This window comes from Streptococcus oriscaviae, assembly GCF_018137985.1.
In the GTDB taxonomy this organism is placed as follows: domain Bacteria; phylum Bacillota; class Bacilli; order Lactobacillales; family Streptococcaceae; genus Streptococcus; species Streptococcus oriscaviae.
Genome location: NZ_CP073084.1, coordinates 1428618 through 1446166, shown reverse-complemented (window position 1 = coordinate 1446166; position 17549 = coordinate 1428618). Strand labels below are relative to the sequence as shown.

Here is a 17549-nt window from a genome sequence, read left to right as displayed (position 1 = left end):
TGATACTAGCACCTGCTTTCTGTTTGCCTGTACTTATTATAGCATAGAAAAGAGAGATTGGTGCCAATCTCTCACAAAGTCTTTTTCTTCTGTGCTAGTTTACTGATGCTGATTTCAATCTCGTCACTGATTGCCAGCAGTTTGTCTATCACCTGCTTGTCGCTCAAGTTTGCATCCAACTCCACATTGTAAGATAATTCAAGACTGTTGGATTTTTTGATGTTTTTAATGCCAATCAACTCAACGTATTTACAAGCATTGATGAAGGTCGCCTCAAATAGCAATTCATAATCCAGATTGCGCGGGACACGGATCACAATGCTGCGTCTAGTCTGACTCACTGTTGCAAAGCTGCTATTTTCTAAAAACAGCAAGATCATGCAGACAAAAAAGGTAAACAGGGCAGAAAGAAGCAGGAAGCCCATCCCACTGGCTAAGCCAATGCCTGTTGCGATGAAGACCGATAATAGCTCTTTTGCCCCGCCTGCCGCCGAGCGGAACCGAATCATGCCAAAGGTTCCGGCGATAGCAACACTTGTACCCAAATTGCCATTGACCATAAAAATAATCATGGTCATCAATACAGGAAGGATCGTCAGGGTGATGACAAACTCTTTTGAATAAAGCGTTTTGTGCTTATATACGATTGCCAACAAAACCCCCAAGGCCAGACTGACCAGCAAACTCAAAGCAAGACTAGACGGATCTGCTGGGCCTGCGTTAGTTTCAAATACACTCTTAAACAATTGCTCTTTCAAACGAAATCATCTCCTCCTGATTTTCCATCAATTTCGTATGGGCTGTACCATATTTAGAAAAAGATACTCTGGTCAAGCCGTACTTATCAATAATCTCTTGCAGCCAATCTGGATAAACTTCTGGAACCTTAATCTCCATGATGACCTGATTATCATCCAACAAAGGATAGCCATATTTCCCTGCAAATAAATCAACATCGTAATGGCGGTAAAGAATGTTCTGGTCAATCGTCACCCGCACTTTCCGGTCTTCAATCCCTTTCAGAGAATAGCGATCGTAGTAAATATACATCATCGGCTGGATGGTTCCATAGCGCTGGCGAAGCTCAAGCATGGTCGCTTTCAGTTCTTCGTTTGAAATGCTGTCGTCTGCAACAGAATGTACGACATAGTTCAAAACAGACTCTGGCCGGCTCGTTAAGCGATCTTTCAGACCAATTCCCATGTCTTTTTTCTTGATTTCTAAAAATACCTGACTATCTGCCGTTGGATAGCGATCGTAGGTTCGCATACGGATCTTTTCACGCTTCCATAGCCGTTCAGCCGAATCCTGAATCATACGGTAATCAGGGGTATCAAAATAGATGTTGCTGATGGTGGAGCGTGGGTATTCATCCTCAACAAGATGCTGCTCAAACTCTGTAAGAATGGCTTCCAATTGATGGCGATCAACGAGGTATTTGGTTTCGATACGCTTGAATTTTGTTTCTAATTTCTTTTTCATAATTTTCTCTTTCTACATTTGTCGTTTTTAGTGTTAAGATGAAGAGTGGTTCCCCACTCAGTCATCATCTTCTTGTACGGATAGTATTTGAGGCTGCTTTGCATCAACCGTATACTCTTGTTCGGTTGATGAGTTCTTAGCCTGTACTTCTATCAAATAGACTGCCTGCCCTTGTTTACGCTTGAGCTGAACCTCGAGTCTATCGATATTCTGATAATTGACAGGAGCAATAGATACAGCTTCTTCTAAGGAAAGCGTCGTATCCTGCAGCAATTGACGCTTCTTATCAGACAGGCGCTTCACCTTCTTGCTTCGTATTTGTTTGGCGCCGAGATCAATTTGGTAATCCATCAAGCGACCATCCTGAGCAACTGTTACCTCATAAGAAACTTGTCCTGCTTCCTCCTCCATCTCTAGCTCAATGAGCGTCACAGGCCCTCCCTGTGTATCTGCTGCAATCATTGCTTGAAGCTCTGCTATGGGAAGCCCTGCCTCCAGAGCCTGAAGCTGAGTATAGGATGCCATACAACATAGGGCTAAAACAGCTGCTAGTATCGGTTTCAAACGATTAGTTTTCATAGGCAAACTCACTTTCTACAAATGTCGTTTTATTATATTCTACAGTTGTAGTATATAAATTGCAAGTATTTTGCTTTCATTTTTTAAAAAATTTGCAAAAAACGGACCAAGAGGTCTATCCGTTTTAATTTGAAGCCTTATCTTCAGAGAAAAAATAAAGAGATTGGATGGTATTTCCAATCTCTAATAAATGGGGGGGCAAGAAAAGAAAGGGAGCAGATTAGTCGTCACTGTCGGCATCATCTGCATCAGTATCACTCGTATCTGTATCTGTATCCGTATCTGTTTCGGTGTCTATCTGCTGCGTAGCTGTGCTGGCCGGAGTTTGTTGATTGACAACAGGAGTGCTTGTCGCCCCTTGTTGTTCTCCAGTGGCAGTGTCAACGACTGATTGGACTACGGGTTGTGAGCTTGTTTCCGACGGAACGCTAGTAGTTACAGAGGACGAAGTCGTTTGTTCAGATGAAGTGGTAGAGTTTTCTACCAAACGGACTGTTTCTTTTTCAAGAGTAAGGATGTCACCGGTCGCCTTGTCTACCAAGGCCTTATATTGGGTATCCCCTTTCTTGAATTGGATATGGTACTGATTGTCCTGAATCGTAATTTGAATATCTGTTAGGTCTGACGGCTTTAGCTTCTGCTGCTCGGTAACGAGCGCCAAGGCCTGATCTTTTGTTAGACCTTCTGCCTGGCTCATCTGAACCAGCTCATCTTGGGTGGTTCCCATTGCAACGACAAAAATTGACCCTGAAAAAAGGATAGAGAATAGTGTCACAAGGCTAACCAGAACGGTTAAGTATTTCTTCGGCAGCCTGCTGTCCATGATAGCAATAATCCGTCTTTTCAAGTTAAATTTATTTGAATAAAAGCAACTAGATAATAAAACAGGTTGTTGCTTGCTCCTGTGGATCATGGTAATAATGGTTTCTCCATAAAATGAGCGATAGGTTTCATCACGATTATGAAGAACGCTATGGTCACAGTAACACTCAGCGGCTTCTTGCACTTCTTTGCAAGCGAAATGAACAATCGGGTTAAACCAGTGAGCGGCTTTTACCAGAAGAACTAGGAGGTTCACATAAATATCCCGATGGCGATAGTGGGTCAGTTCATGCTCAAAAATTAAGTCCAGTTCTTCTAGTGTGTAGTTTGTATCTGGTAGCAGGATAACTGGGTTTCGTAAGCCAAAAATCATGGGGCTGGAAACCTGGGGATAGTGAACCAGACGAATGGCTTTTTTGATTCCAAATTCAGCCTTGATGGCATGAAAGCTCTCCAAAATCTGAGGGTCAGTAATCGGTTTGCCCCAACGCAGCAATAAATTGCGGAATTTTAAATAAGAAAAGATGGAACGACCGATGATGACTAAAAAGCCAATCAACCAAATACCCAAGAGGATATAGCCCCAAGGAAGGCCTGCCAACATGTCCCACATGCTAGATTGATGAACAGCAGCTTCTTGTGTGCCTGTTGCAACAGTCTGGCCACTAGTAGAAACGACTGAAACTGTTTCTTCTAAACGGATCCCCTGACCGATTCTTGGTCTAAAAGGAAGAATTAGGCTCACTAAAAGAGTGACCCAAACGACGTAGCGAATGCGGGCAGACACTTGATTTTTCAATAAGAGAAAAACTCCACTGAACAATACAATCAATAATGATTTATACAAACTAAGTAAAAGAAAAGAAAGAAGGTTGGTTTGCACAAGTACTCTCCTTTGTTATTTTTTATTGAGCAGCTCTCTTAATTCTGCCAATTCATCATCAGAAAATTGGTTGGATGAAAACAAGTTTTTCACCAATCCGCCAATTGAATTGCCCTCGTAGCGGTGTAGGAAGTGAGAGGTTTCAATCTTCATATAATCATCCTCTGAGATAATCGCCGAATAGTGGCGTTCCCGTCCATGGCGCTCACTTTTTAGGAAACCTTTTTCCGTCAGTCGCGCTAAAATTGTCAACAAGGTCTGTGGTTTCCAGTGATTATCTTCTCCCAATGAAGCAATGATTTGGGAAGAGGTGACAGGATTGGGCAAATGCCAAATCACCCGTAATACTATAAATTCTGCATCTGGTAACCGTTTAAAATCAACCATTTTTTATCCTCATACATTCTATTTTATTATATTCTACACTTGTCGTTTTGAATTGTCAACTGGCTTGATTGTCATTTTCATCAATTTTTTAAACTTTTTTATCAACAGCTTGTGGATAACTTTTGGGCTCCTTTGCAATCATAGGTCCCTAAATGATGGTTATCCACTGTCAACTCCCAGCTATTTCGATATACGATAAGGATTTTTTTGGAGTTAACCGACACTGCCACATCGTTTCAGTTTATTTCTTTACTATTACGACTCTCGCCAGCCATCCATTCTTTCCACAAACAGAAAAGCCCCCTACCCGGACCAGGATATGCCCAAGCAGGGTGGCTTTTACTTAGTGGATATAACACTATTTTTACCTATTAAACATTAGGTTCTTTTTTCCAGCCGAATCCTACCAAGCCAATCAGTAGGAATACCATTCCAACCCAAACCGCAGCAAGAGTGTTTCCGTCCCCTGTGCGTGGTAATGTTGTTTTTGGTTTTGGTGGAACTTTCGGTGGAATGTAGGTATTTTCAACTACAAACCCTTCAGAAACTGTACCGCTGACTGCCGATTGATAGCCATCTACCTTATCTTCTGTAATAGTGTAGACAATTTCCTTGCCATCCTTGTATTTCGGAAGATTTGTAAAGGTGTGCTTCCAATCAGTTTGTGCAGTCACATCCTGACTGGCTACTTCTTTGCCATCAGCCATAAGACGAACGGTAATTTTAGCTGGACGTTTGCTGTCCTTGTTTTCTTGATCAACCCATTTCTTGGTCACAAGAATATCGATAGTTGAAACGTCGTATTGGTCTGTGATAACCAGTTTGCCATCCTTGTACTCAACGGCGTTGCTGTTGGTGTCAAGAACGGTCACACTGCCATCGTAGTTCACTTGGAAGGTGATGTCTGTCACTTTTGTGTAGCCTTTAGGAGCCGATACTTCTCGGAAAGTATAAACTCCGACTGGTAGTGTAAATAGGTGCTCCTGCCCTTCAACCGTTGTCCACTCTTCTACTGGTGTACCTGTTGCCATCGCTCCCTTGAAGATTTGAATTTTCGCTCCGGAAATCATCTTCCCATCAGGATCGACCTTACGCAAGGTTACCTTGATATCTCCCGGCACATGCTTATTGGTAATTGTAAAGCCAGTTGCCGCATCGCCAGAGATTGTTTTTTCGTAGTAAATTGGTACATCTTCATCAACAGTGTAGACAATTTTCACGCCTGCTTTATAGACATCTAGATTGGTAAATTCACCCTTCCAGTTGCCGTCTGCATCCACTTCGACTAATTGACTGTCCACTTTTACGCCATCTGCAAGCAAATGAACCAATATCTTAAGCGGACGAACCTCATCATGATTATTAACATCATCCCAGACTTTCTTAAAGGAAACCTTGGTCTTCTCTGGCGTATGGCTGTTCTTGATGGTAAAGCCTGTTGCCGCATCGCCCGTGATTTCTTTGGTGTAGCCTTGTGGGAGTACTTCGTCTACCGTATAGGCAATCTTAACGCCTGCTTTATAGACATCTAGGTTGGTAAATTCGCCCTTCCAGTTGCCATCTTGGTCCACCTGAACTTCCTTACGGTCAACTTCAGTGCCATCTGCCTTGAGGATAACAGTGAGTTTGTCCGGACGAATACCGTCTTGGTTGTGGGCATCATCCCAGACTTTTTCAAAGGAAACCTTGGTCTTCTCTGGCGTATGGCTGTTCTTGATGGTGAAGCCTGTTGCCGCATCGCCCGCGATTTCTTTGGTGTAGCCTTGTGGAAGTACTTCGTCTACTGTATAAGCAATCTTCACGCCTGCTTTATAGACATCTAGATTGGTAAATTCACCCTTCCAGTTGCCATCTTGATCCACCTGAACTTCCTTACGGTCAACTTCAGTGCCATCTGCCTTGAGGATAACAGTGATCTTGTCCGGACGAATACCATCTTGGTTGTAGGCGTCATCCCAGACTTTTTCAAAGGAAACCTTGGTCTTCTCCGGCGTATGGCTGTTCTTGATGGTGAAGCCTGTTGCCGCATCGCCCGTGATTTCTTTGGTGTAGCCTTGTGGGAGCACTTCGTCTACACGATAGGTGATCCTGTTACCATTCTTGTAGACATCCAAGTTGGTAAACTCGCCCTTCCAATCACCAGCAGCATCCGTCTGAATCTCTTTGCGTTCTTTTTCGACATTATCTGCGTAGAGAATTAGGGTAATCTTATCTGGACGAATACCATCTTGGTTGTAGGCGTCATCCCAAGTCTTAGAAACTCGAATAGAAGTTACTTCAGGAATCCGCTTGTTGGTAATCGTGAAACCGTTAATCATAGGGATTTCATACCCTGGAACACGATCTTCCTGAACGGTATAAACAATCTCGCGACCATCCTTGAATCGAGGAAGATTGGTGAAGGTATGTTTCCAGCCAGTTGCAGCTGTCACTTGCACAGATTCGATTTCTCTACCATCCGCAAAAAGACGAACAGTGATGGCCGCCGGACGGAATCCGTCTTGGTTGCCGCTATCGCTCCAAATCTTGGTTACTTCTAATTCCATCCGCCCATCAAAGGTGTTGGTTACGGTCAGGCCATTTTCTTTCTTCAGATAATCCTGAGGAGTTGCTTCGTTGCCACTCGCATCCACTTCTTTGACAGAGAAAGTATATGGATTCTCGTTTAAGTCTTGAGCATAGAGATCTTCCCAAGCCACTGTGGTGGTGCCTGGTGCTAACGACTTGATAGGCACACCCGGCACTTCTTCAACAGGGCCACCTGCAATTTGGCGATAAAGTTTAAACCAAGTAGTCGGAACGGTCAGACCTGGTCCGATATTTTCCCAAACCTTTCTCGCTTCCACGCGAGTCTTCGGACGTTCGTTGGACACATAGATCCGTTCTCCATAGATTGGATACTGGGTATTGTTGGTTGGAATATCGACCAGTGAGAAGGTCACAGGCTCTGTCAGCGGTGTATAGCCTGTTGGTGACACTGTTTCTGTTAATAGATAGGTTCGACCATCTGCCCAAAGAACCCAGCCTAAGGTTGACTGGTTCCCTTCGATCAAGGCAGTTCCGTCAGGGCCTGTTGTAAAGGTTACTGGTTGACCGTTCTTATCCTTAACGTCCACAATGTTATTCCCGTCGCGATATGACAATTTGAAGGTTGCCCCAGGAAGAACCTTGGCAAAATCATTCTTGTCGCGCTTCACGATTGTGATACTTGGGTTAGAGGCAGTACCAGAACCTGATGAAGCGATATGAGTAGATGAAGAAATGACTTTCCGGTATTGACCCATCGATACCGTATTGCTGAAGGATACATTACCCGTACCCAGAACACGCGCATCATAGGTCACCCTGACTTCCTCGCCATCAGGCACATTGTTGAAGGTAATCGTATTGGTTTTTGAGTCAAATCCATAATCCAGAGTGTAGTTCCCCTTTGTCACTCTAATCAATTCTGGAAGCAGGCGAAGCTCTGGCGATAATTCATCCTTAACGGTGTAAGTATTGGCTTCTGGGAATACATCACTCTTTTCTTCGTTCAAAATCAACTCGAAAGTTGCCACATAGCTGTTGGCAGCTGTTGGATCGTGAATGAGGTGCTTATCCAATTTCGGGTTGTAGTTGTAGATAACCGATACCTCATCCGAAGTTAGCCCATTCCACTTAGCAACGTTCTTCAAGACCTTGCCTTGGTTGTTTTCATTTTGGAAAGCCTCTGTATTCAGCCGTTGCAGAGTTTGAGCATCCTTAACAATCAAATCATAAGTCAGTCGGTAGGTCGAATACAGTTGACCAGCATTCTTCGGCAAATTGGTAAGTGTGAAATCAACACCCGTTGCGGTTTCTTGAGGAGTGACCGTACCGTTTGTATCAAACACATCCCCTTCCGCATTGCGTCCCATGATTTGAAGATTTCCTGCCTGATATAGTTTCAGGTAGTCGGTATCAAAGGCGTCTGAAATAACCTGTCCATCTAGTGGGTTGGTAAACTCGATTTCATAGCTGAAAACAGGATATTGAACACCATTGATGTCGACCCGGTTAAAGCCTTTGTAGGTCTTCTTAATTGTCTGCTTCTTAGGAATGACCAGATCATACATTGGAAGGGTAGAGTCCGCCAGCCGCAATGATGCATTGTTGATGTGACGTGGGTTAATCACATTGTTAGATACAGCATAGCCCGCATCATGAGCCTTATTCAGCCATTCTTGGTTGATTCCCGTACGAATATAGACCGTCACTTCACGAATCTGGCCTGTCGCACTTGGTTGGAAACCTCTGGTGGTCTTCGCTTCATCTTGATAAAAATGAATATCTGGCCCCTGGTATTGTCCCCCTGTACGATTTACCAGAGTATAGCTTTCTCCAGGCTGAAGCCCTTGAATATCCACATCGATTAAGGTATCGTTGTAGGTGACTCCGTTGAAAATAGTGTAAGGAATATCATCTACCAGACGCACCAGCATATTATAACCTTGTGCTGGAATCGGAATGGTTATTTTCCAATAGGCTTCCAAAGAGTTATAGCTCAAGGCAACCTTTTTAGGTTTCAACTCTTCACCAATTCCCACAGAAATTGGTCGGTTTGGAGTTGTGTAGCGTTTCCCAACACGGATGCCGTTATTGATGTTGACGCTACCAATAACACCTGTTACATCTGTAATGGTTGTGGCTGTAATGACATAACTAGCCTTGCCATCCGAAGAAGGTGGCGTATAGTCCCAACCCGTGATTTTCCCATCTGCCCGACGTCGCACAGTCAACTGATTCCAGGTAAAGGTTCGGTTTTCTGTTGTGCCATTTTCATGGGTAACTGCCACGGTAATGCCTGTTCCTGTGAAATAGGTCCGGTCTGGCTGCAACACATTGTCTTCAAACTTGACACCGCCAACTGTCATCAATTTGTCCTTGTTGACATTGATGGTCCAGGTGATAGAGTACAAATTGGTCGAGCCCGAAACAGGATCTGCAGGGCCAGCAATTTTTGTCAGTCCGTCAAACTCAATTCGAACCGTCTTCTCCACTGTTTTTGGATCAGGATTTTCATCACTTTTCACCGTTGCAACGTTTTTGGTTTCTTCCGGCGTGCCAACCCCTGTAATATCATTGTAATTAACAGTGGCAGTATAAGTGATGGTCAAGACCTCTTCATGCTCCAAGTTCAAACCTGAAATAGTAAACTACTTACCGCTGTAATTCGGAGTAACACTGAGAACGCCTTTTTTGTTAGAAGTAACAGTCACATCCTGATTAGGGGTCAGGGCTGAACCAAGGAGGGTGTCCGTGATGACTACATTCCTGTTATCTCCTTCTGAAGTAACCTTCAGAGTGTACTGAACCTTACCATCTGCCTTAACGTGAGCCGCCTCTTTTTCCAAGGTCAGGCTTGACGTTTGATCAAAGGTGAACGTTTTGCGAATCTTAGAGTTAAAGGTAACCTCATTCACATTACTTGAAAACTTCCCTTTGAATTGGACAGTAAACTTAACGTTTGCCATCGCAGACAGGCGAGCAAAATTTGTGGCATCTGCCTGATTAAATTCTACATAGACAACGTTGTTAACAACTCGAAAAACGTTATTAGAGAGTGTCGCAGTTCCGTTAGAATCCTTAATCTCAATATCGAAAGTCGTGTTGGCAACATCGGCAACTTGAAAAGCTACCGGAATAGCATAGGACAAGGTCGCCCCGTTGTTTAGCTGTAAACTCTCCGTTTCAGCAAAATTCAAAATAATGTCATACTCACCATTTGGTCGAACAACATAATTTCCTTGTGCATCCTGTGTGGCATCAATGACTACATCCGTTAAAACGTTGGTCAAATCAGTTAATCCAGCACTACGAGGCATACTCCGGAAACTGGTTACTCCTTTTTGAGTGGCTGACGACTGCGTAGTCGTTTCCGCTACTGCTGCTTCTTCCTTCTGCTCAATAACAGGCGCAGCTTCTGTTGAATTACCTGCTTCAGTTACTGGCGCAGTAGCTTCTTCTGAGTTTGTCGCTACCGGCTCCTCCTTACTCAGCTCTGCTGTCGTACTTTCTTCACTAGCTGTCGGTGCAGCCTCTGTCTGACCAGTTGGTTGCGACGTCTCCGTTGTCGAAGTCGTCGTTGAAGTGGTCTGTTCACTGGTCACTTCTGTCGCCGTAACAGTTGTTTGGTAGCTAGTCAAACTAGGAAGAAATACCCCAAGCAAGAGCACTAATAATTGGAACCAGGCTCCAATTTTCCTTTTCATAAAACCATCCTTTCTAGAATGATGCATCACCATATCTCAATAATAGGCAACACATGACCCGTTCTTATCCGATTCCCCTAACCAAACAGATAAGAACAGAGCTTCCATTTTTGAATTTTCCGGCAGTATCTACCGAATGCTTGCAACAAACCCATTCTAAAATGTCATCCTAAGAAGGTCCCCCCATTTTAAAACAAGAATGTTTCAGCACGTTTATTATATAACAATCTTTATGAAAACGCACGCATTTATCGGTTTTTGACTTCTATCTTTCTTCTATGAAATACAAGGGTTATCCCTTGAAAAATGCGACTTTTCCTACATATTTCTTCATGTCAACCCTTCTCTAAATAATCTGTTTTTTCCGTACGTTTTATCTGTTTTTATGCTTTTTATTAAGCAAATAAAAAGGCTATCCATCACTTGTGGATAACCTTTTCGTTTATATGTCGCTACTCTATCACAAACAGAAGCGACGCCATTACTTCACATACGCAGCTGATTGTGTTCCCGCCTGGCGACCGAAAACAATGATGTCCGCCACTGCATTTCCTCCGATACGATTCTTACCGTGGACTCCGCCTGTTACCTCACCTGCTGCATATAGGCCTGGGATTGCCTGTCCGTTGGTGTCCAGAACTTCTGCATTCGTGTTGATCTTGACGCCTCCCATTGTATGGTGGACACCCGGAGCCACCTTGATGGCGTGATAAGAGCCTGTGTTCAGGGCATGATCCATACCTGATGTCCGGCCAAAGGCTGCATCGTTCTTGTCTGCCACTGCCTGATTCCATGTATCCAACGTCGCCTGAAGGGTTTCTGCTGGTACATCAATCTCTTTAGCCAGATCCGCTACTGTCGCGTCAGTTGTTACCAAGCCCTTTGACTCATATTGGGCAATGGCCTTCACCCGATCTTTCAGGGCATCATCAAAAATAACATACGCGTAGTTTGGTTCCAATGCATTGATGGCCGCGGAAACCTTGTCACGCGTTTCTAGTTCATTTACAAAGCGTTCTCCCTTGGCATTGACTAAGATAGCTCCCTCGCCACGGACTGCTTCTGTAATCAGATAGGAGGTCTCTTGCTCAACTGTTGGGTGAATTTGGATTTGTTCCATGTCCACCGTTGCAGCTCCCTCATCTTCAGCCAAGGCGATTCCATCACCTGTGGAGCCCGGCTGGTTGGTTGTTACATATCCTTCCAATGCTGGATTCAACTTAGCAACCATGTCTAAGTCTGCTCCAAAACCACCGGTTGCAAGAACGACAGCTTTCGCAGAAATCGTTTTTTCTTTGCCATCAATCTTCACTTTCACTCCTGTTACCGCTCCATCTTTAGCAGTAACATCCGTTACCTCGGCATTGACAAAAATTGGAACTTTCCGTTCTACCAAGTTATAATAAAGGCCGTTAACCAAATAGCCACCTACCGCTGAACCATCGGCAGGACGGTGAGTCCGTTTTTCACTCATACCTCCTGTTGTTGTGATGTTGCTCAGGGTGATTCCTAGACCATCCAGCCAGTCAATCGCACCAGCAGAATTATCCACTAGATAGCGTAACAAGTCTGGATTATTGGTTCCTCCACCACCTTTTAAGGTTTCTTCGTAGAATTTATCATTAGAGTCTGCGATACCCTCAGCTTCCTGAAACTTAGTCTGAGAGGCGTTCATCCCTGCAGAGGACTTAGCGGTATTTCCGCCAATCACTGGCATCTTTTCTAAGACGACTACGTTAGCACCAGCGTCCTTTGCGGAAATGGCAGCAGACATCCCAGCACCGCCTGAACCCACAACGATGACATCGTAGCTATCTTTCAACTCCGACGGATCTGTATAGACTTTCTCAGAAGCACCAGATACAGCTTCTTCAGTCGTTGTTGTTGTTTCCTTCGTCTCCGTCTTACCGCAGGCCACTAAGATAAATGCCGCCACAAAAGCCAACAAGAAACAAAACAAACTTCTCCTTTTCATATAAAGACCTCCTTTGGTTATATAATGTTTATCTGTTTCTATTTTATCCTATACTGAAAACATTTTCAACGGTTTTTGTTGTTTTTTTCACAAATTCTATTAGGCTTTCTGATAGCACAAAAAACCAGTCCAAAATAGGCTGGCTTGAAAATACAGATATAGATCTTAGAGCATTTTGTTGTAGAATTCTACGACAAGTGCTTCGTTGATTTCTGGGTTGATTTCATCGCGTTCTGGCAAGCGAGTGAGTGAACCTTCAAGCTTTTCAGCATCGAATGATACGAAAGCTGGACGGCCAAGAGTTGCTTCAACAGCTTCAAGAATAGCTGGAACTTTCAAAGATTTCTCACGAACTGAGATCACTTGACCAACTTCAACGCGGAATGATGGAATATCTACGCGTTTGCCATCCACAAGGATGTGACCGTGGTTTACGAATTGACGTGCTTGACGACGAGTAGTTGCCAAACCAAGGCGGTAAACAACGTTGTCCAAACGACGCTCCAAAAGAAGCATGAAGTTGAAACCAAGGGTACCTTGTTTGATTTTAGTAGCTTGTACGAACAAGTTACGGAATTGTTTTTCACCCAAACCGTATGAGAAACGCAATTTTTGTTTCTCAGCCAACTGCAAACCGTACTCTGACAATTTAGAACGGTTGTTTGGTCCGTGTTGACCTGGCACATAGTTGCGGCGTGCCAATTCTTTACCAGTGCCTGTCAATGACAAGCCAAGACGACGTGCTTGTTTCCAAGATGGTCCTGTATAACGTGACATGTGTTATGTCCTCCTAAAATAAAAAATATTTGTAGGAAATAACGGTTTAAGCAAACCTGATTCGTGCAGGAGGCCTTCATCGAAACAGCAACGATTACTCTTCTTGCTGGCCTTCTGTTGACGAGCTTCATTTTGCCCTGCTGTTATTTCGCACGAAGAATAGTATAACACAAAAAAAAGGCTCTGTAAAGCCTTTTTCACAACTTATTTCTACTTGTCAGCCATTAGATGCTCACACTAGTTCCTTTACAGAATAAAAGCGATTCTTTTTGTATAGTATAACAGAAATAGCCGTGGCTTTCCACAGCTATTCGTCTTATTGTAAAGCCCCATTAGTCCAAATAATGAATCAAAATCTTTTCTGTCAAAATATCAGAATAGGTATAGGATTCGACAAAGGTATTGTTCGGATCTTCAAACTCAACGATAAAGAGCGATTGATATACCTCCACAATACGTCCTTGCTTGTTCTTCTCACGCTTACGACCATTTTCCAGGGTCAACTCCACAATTTGTCCTTCGTGGTCCTTAATATCTTGCTTGATCTGCTTCATTTTTGCTACATCGGTAAATGCGTCACTCATTCTTATCCATCCTCTCTCTTGGAAATACTTGAAAACTTATTGTACTCTTTTTGGAACATGAGTTCCACAGTTCCACGCGCACCGGAACGGTTTTTTTCGATAATAACCTCAACTGTATTGTTTGGGATGCCGCCATCTTCCTGCTCACCACGTTCATAGTAGTCATCACGGTAGAGGAAGGCAACGATGTCCGCATCCTGCTCGATAGACCCGGACTCCCGAATATCAGACAAAACAGGACGCTTGTCCTGCCGCTGTTCGACCCCACGGGAAAGCTGGCTGAGAGCAATAACCGGCACCTTTAATTCCTTGGCCAAAATTTTAAGCTGGCGGGAAATTTCTGAAACCTCTTGTTGGCGATTCTCCCGGCCTGTTCCCGTAATCAACTGAAGATAGTCAATCAAAATCAAACCGAGATTCCCTGTTTCCTGCGCTAGTTTCCGTGAACGCGAGCGAATTTCGGTAATCTTAATCCCCGGAGTATCGTCGATGTAAATGCTAGCCCGAGCTAAATTAGACTGGGCAATCATCAATTTCTGCCACTCCTCATCATTCAGCTGACCGGTACGAATAGACCGAAAATTGATAACCCCTTCCGAGGCCAGCATCCGGTCTACCAAACTTTCTGCACCCATCTCCAAAGAGAAGATAGCCACGGTCAACCCCAACTTGGTTCCGATATTCTGAGCAATATTGAGGGCGAAGGCCGTTTTTCCGACCGCAGGACGGGCTGCTAAGATGATCAATTCTTCTTCGTGCAGACCCGTTGTCATCGCATCGAGTGCCGGATAACCAGTCGCAATCCCTGTGATATCCGAAGTCTGACGAGAACGAATCTCCAAGTTCTCGAAGTTGATATTAAGAATATCATCAATCTTTTTAAAACCGCTGCGGCTAGCACCCTCGCTGACATCAATCAAGGCCTTCTCAGCCTGGGCAATAATATCGTCCGATTGGTCAGAGCCTTCATAGGCCTGGTTAATCGAATCGGTCAACCGGGCGATCAGCTTCCGCAGATTGGATTTTTCTGCAACAATCTTGGCATAGTACTCCGCATTGGCCGAAGTCGGAACCGAGCTAATGACCTCAGCCAGATAGGTGAGGCCACCGATATTTTCTAAATCTCCGTGATTGGCCAAATAATTGCGCATGGTCGTCGCATCGATGGCTTCGTTGCGATCCGACAGGGCAATCATTGCCTTAAAAATCAGCTTATGGGCATATTTGAAAAAGTCATCCGCATCAATGTACTCACGGACGAAGACTAGTTTTCCCTCATCGATGAAAATGGCCCCCAAGACCGACTGTTCCGCCAAAATGTCCTGAGGCTGAACCCGTAATTCATCCAGTTCTGCCAAAATTTTCACCTCCTATCCCTTCTTTTTTCACCCTAAGCCTCTTTTATGCTCAAGTTGATAACACCTGTAACATCTTGATAGAGTTTTACTGGCACATCAATTAGGCCCACCGCACGAATTGGATGTTCCAACTGAATGTGGCGCTTGTCAATCTTGATACCGAATTGTTTTTGCAACTCCTCTGCAATTTTCTTGCTGGTAATAGAGCCGAATGTCCGACCGTCTGGCCCAACCTTCTCAACAAACTGAACCAAGGTAGCTTCTTCGGCCAACTTTGCCTTGATGGCTTGAGCTTCCGCTACCATCTCCGCATGGGCTTTCTCTTGTGATTTTTGCTGGCCGCGCAACTCACTGATGGCTTGGTTGGTGGCTTCTTTGGCAAGCTGTTTCTTAATCAGGAAGTTTTGTGCATAGCCAGTTGGCACTTCCTTGATTTCACCTTTTTTACCTTTTCCCTTTACGTCTGTTAAAAAAATGACTTTCATGTTCTTCTCCTATTCTTCCTTTTCATTCAGTTCTTCCTGAATCTTCTCTCGCAAACTTTCTTGAACATCTTCCAAGCTCTGGTCATAAATCTGAGCTGCTGCCTGATTGAAATGACCACCGCCGCCCATTTCTTCCATTATCCGCTGGACATTGATTTTACTGCGGCTTCGAGCCGAGATAGCAACATAGTCCTTCAAGTTACGAGTCACCACAAAGACTGCCTCAATACCTGCCATCTCCAGCAGGGTATCAGCCGCCTTACTTGGAATGACAGTATCATAGGCCACATCATCCTCACCACAGGCCAGAATGATATGATCATCTATTTTTCTTCCTCTCAGGATCAATTCATTGATTTGACGGTAATCCTCAAAATCAGTTGCCGCCAAATGCTTAATTTCCAAACTATCACTGCCTCTGGTTCGCAGATAACTCGCCACATCAAAAGTCCGACTGGTCACGCGCGAAGTAAAGTTCTTGGTATCTAGCATAATCCCCGCCATAAGCAGGCTGGCTTGCAGCCGATTAAGTTTGTGGTGTTTGTCATTTTGGAACTGAATTAGTTCTGTCACCAACTCACTTGCAGAACTTGCGCCACTTTCAATATAGGTCAGCACCGCATTAGCAGGAAAATCTGTATCTCTACGATGGTGGTCAATCACAACCACCTGCTCAAACAAATTGTAGAAGTCCTTCGACAAGGTTAAGCCTATCTTGGAATGATCCACCATAATCAGCAAGGATTGAGCTGTTACCTTCTTCATGGCTTCTTCAACTGTCAGAAGGTTGGAGCAATTCTCCTCTTTAAGTTTGTTAATGGCCCGAACAACGTCTGAGGAAGACTCATTTTCCTGATAGACTGTATAGGCATTGTTCATAACATTTTGAGCAAAATGCTGCATCCCCACCGCAGAACCCAAGGCATCCATATCCAGATTTCGGTGTCCAACCACAAAGACCGTATCAACTGAACGCAGCTTATCTGACACCGCCGTCATCATCGCTCGCGTGCGTGTCCGAGTTCGCTTGACAGAAGAAGCAGACCCGCCACCAAAGAAGAGCGGAGGCTTGCTTTCATCATTTTCTTTGACCACGACCTGATCACCGCCGCGCACCTCTGCCATGTTCAGGTTTTGCAGCGCCACCTGACCAATCTGCTGGTGATTATCATTGCCAAAAGCCAAGCCCATACTCAAGGTCAAAGCCAAGTCCAGATTTTTAGCCTCTTCACGAAACTTGTCAATCATTGAAAACTTGCCGTCAATCAATCGCTCTAAGACCGCATAATCCGTGAAGAAATAGAAGCGATCCATCGTACCACGGCGGTAGTAAATTCCATTTTCATGGGCAAAATCAGATACAAATTGAGCCAAGAAGGAATTGACCTGACTAATCTGAGAATCTGTCAGACTATCTTCTAGTTCATCATAATTATCGACAGAGATAATCCCAATAACCGGCCGGCTACCAATCAAATTCGTCGTAGCCTTGTACTCAGTAGAAGCATCGAAAAAGTAAAAAAGCCCCTGTTCAAAATCAACATGAACGGCATAGCGTTGGCCAGAAAAATCCGCATAAATCCGGTCTTCATCCAAACCAACATCAATAATTTCTCGCAGTTTCTTCTGGTCAAAATCACCGTTTTCTTGAGCAAAAATCAGTTCAGCATAGGGGTTGAACCATTCCACCTGATTGGTTTCCGGTGCCACCTTAATGACGCCTATTGGCATCTTGTCCAAGAGCTTCATCAAACCAGAGTTGGCTTGCGCATTTAGGTACTCAATCTGCTCCAACTCGTCAATTTCGTAGGAACACTTTTGATAAACAAACAATAATACCAGCAACAATAAGGCTATAAAAAGTGCCAAAAATGAGATGGTTGGCGCAGGAAAGAGACTATTGATTGCGGTCAATAGTCCAAATAAAATAAGACCAATCATCACAAAGTGAATTGTTGCAAATCGAAATTTTTTCATCACTAACCTC

At 44.1% G+C, this 17549-nt stretch carries 13 protein-coding genes; all 13 read right to left on the bottom strand.

Going from position 1 to position 17549, the window contains the following annotated elements; translation table 11 throughout:
* Positions 1-71: 71 nt before the first annotated feature.
* The 13 genes from INT76_RS07470 to INT76_RS07410 all read right to left on the bottom strand — a co-directional run bounded on the left by INT76_RS07470 (position 72) and on the right by INT76_RS07410 (position 17539).
* Positions 72-758: a DUF4956 domain-containing protein gene (locus INT76_RS07470; protein ID WP_212569842.1), complete on the bottom strand. Its 687-nt coding sequence runs from the start codon at positions 756-758 to the stop codon at positions 72-74.
* On the bottom strand, positions 739-1485 hold the full coding sequence (locus INT76_RS07465; protein ID WP_212573043.1) for a polyphosphate polymerase domain-containing protein: 747 nt from the start codon (positions 1483-1485) through the stop codon (positions 739-741). Before INT76_RS07465 ends, INT76_RS07470 begins: the two co-directional genes overlap by 20 nt.
* 54 nt (positions 1486-1539) lie before the next feature.
* The gene (locus tag INT76_RS07460) at positions 1540-2061 is read right to left on the bottom strand and encodes a PepSY domain-containing protein (protein ID WP_212569841.1); all 522 of its coding nucleotides are present in this window, start codon (positions 2059-2061) and stop codon (positions 1540-1542) included.
* Positions 2062-2281: 220 nt separating this feature from the next.
* A complete protein-coding gene (locus INT76_RS07455; RefSeq protein WP_212569840.1) occupies positions 2282-3766 on the bottom strand; it encodes a M56 family metallopeptidase in 1485 nt (494 codons plus the stop codon).
* 15 nt (positions 3767-3781) lie between these two features.
* On the bottom strand, positions 3782-4153 hold the full coding sequence (locus INT76_RS07450; protein ID WP_212569839.1) for a BlaI/MecI/CopY family transcriptional regulator: 372 nt from the start codon (positions 4151-4153) through the stop codon (positions 3782-3784).
* 371 nt (positions 4154-4524) lie between these two features.
* On the bottom strand, positions 4525-9288 hold the full coding sequence (locus INT76_RS11175) for a Cna B-type domain-containing protein (protein ID WP_212569838.1): 4764 nt from the start codon (positions 9286-9288) through the stop codon (positions 4525-4527).
* Positions 9289-9327: 39 nt separating this feature from the next.
* Positions 9328-10383: a hypothetical protein gene (locus INT76_RS07440; protein WP_212569837.1), complete on the bottom strand. Its 1056-nt coding sequence runs from the start codon at positions 10381-10383 to the stop codon at positions 9328-9330.
* A gap of 481 nt (positions 10384-10864) precedes the next feature.
* A complete protein-coding gene (locus tag INT76_RS07435) occupies positions 10865-12358 on the bottom strand; it encodes a flavocytochrome c (RefSeq protein WP_212569836.1) in 1494 nt (497 codons plus the stop codon).
* A 165-nt stretch (positions 12359-12523) separates the two neighbouring features.
* Positions 12524-13135 carry a 30S ribosomal protein S4 gene (rpsD, locus tag INT76_RS07430; RefSeq protein ID WP_212569835.1) on the bottom strand — a complete coding sequence of 204 codons (612 nt, stop codon included), beginning with the start codon at positions 13133-13135 and terminating at the stop codon, positions 12524-12526.
* Positions 13136-13467: 332 nt separating this feature from the next.
* Positions 13468-13719, bottom strand: coding sequence for a Veg family protein (locus INT76_RS07425; RefSeq protein WP_002938218.1), 252 nt, complete (start codon positions 13717-13719; stop codon positions 13468-13470).
* Between the two features lie 2 nt (positions 13720-13721).
* Complete coding sequence (dnaB, locus tag INT76_RS07420; protein WP_212569834.1) at positions 13722-15077, bottom strand: replicative DNA helicase; 1356 nt, start codon at positions 15075-15077, stop codon at positions 13722-13724.
* 32 nt (positions 15078-15109) lie between these two features.
* A complete protein-coding gene (gene rplI / locus INT76_RS07415) occupies positions 15110-15562 on the bottom strand; it encodes a 50S ribosomal protein L9 (RefSeq protein ID WP_212569833.1) in 453 nt (150 codons plus the stop codon).
* 9 nt (positions 15563-15571) lie between these two features.
* Entirely contained in the window at positions 15572-17539 is a 1968-nt protein-coding gene (locus INT76_RS07410) for a DHH family phosphoesterase (RefSeq protein ID WP_212569832.1), read from the bottom strand.
* Between the last annotated feature and the right edge of the window lie 10 nt (positions 17540-17549).

Excerpts from the sequence above, each read along its gene's own strand:
- INT76_RS07460 (WP_212569841.1), bottom strand. The coding sequence starts at position 2,061 with ATGAAAACTAATCGTTTGAAACCGATACTAGCAGCTGTTTTAGCCCTA.
- INT76_RS07450 (WP_212569839.1), bottom strand. The coding sequence starts at position 4,153 with ATGGTTGATTTTAAACGGTTACCAGATGCAGAATTTATAGTATTACGG.
- INT76_RS07440 (WP_212569837.1), bottom strand. The coding sequence starts at position 10,383 with ATGAAAAGGAAAATTGGAGCCTGGTTCCAATTATTAGTGCTCTTGCTT.
- INT76_RS07435 (WP_212569836.1), bottom strand. The coding sequence starts at position 12,358 with ATGAAAAGGAGAAGTTTGTTTTGTTTCTTGTTGGCTTTTGTGGCGGCA.
- rpsD (WP_212569835.1), bottom strand. The coding sequence starts at position 13,135 with ATGTCACGTTATACAGGACCATCTTGGAAACAAGCACGTCGTCTTGGC.
- INT76_RS07425 (WP_002938218.1), bottom strand. The coding sequence starts at position 13,719 with ATGAGTGACGCATTTACCGATGTAGCAAAAATGAAGCAGATCAAGCAA.
- rplI (WP_212569833.1), bottom strand. The coding sequence starts at position 15,562 with ATGAAAGTCATTTTTTTAACAGACGTAAAGGGAAAAGGTAAAAAAGGT.
- INT76_RS07410 (WP_212569832.1), bottom strand. The coding sequence starts at position 17,539 with ATGAAAAAATTTCGATTTGCAACAATTCACTTTGTGATGATTGGTCTT.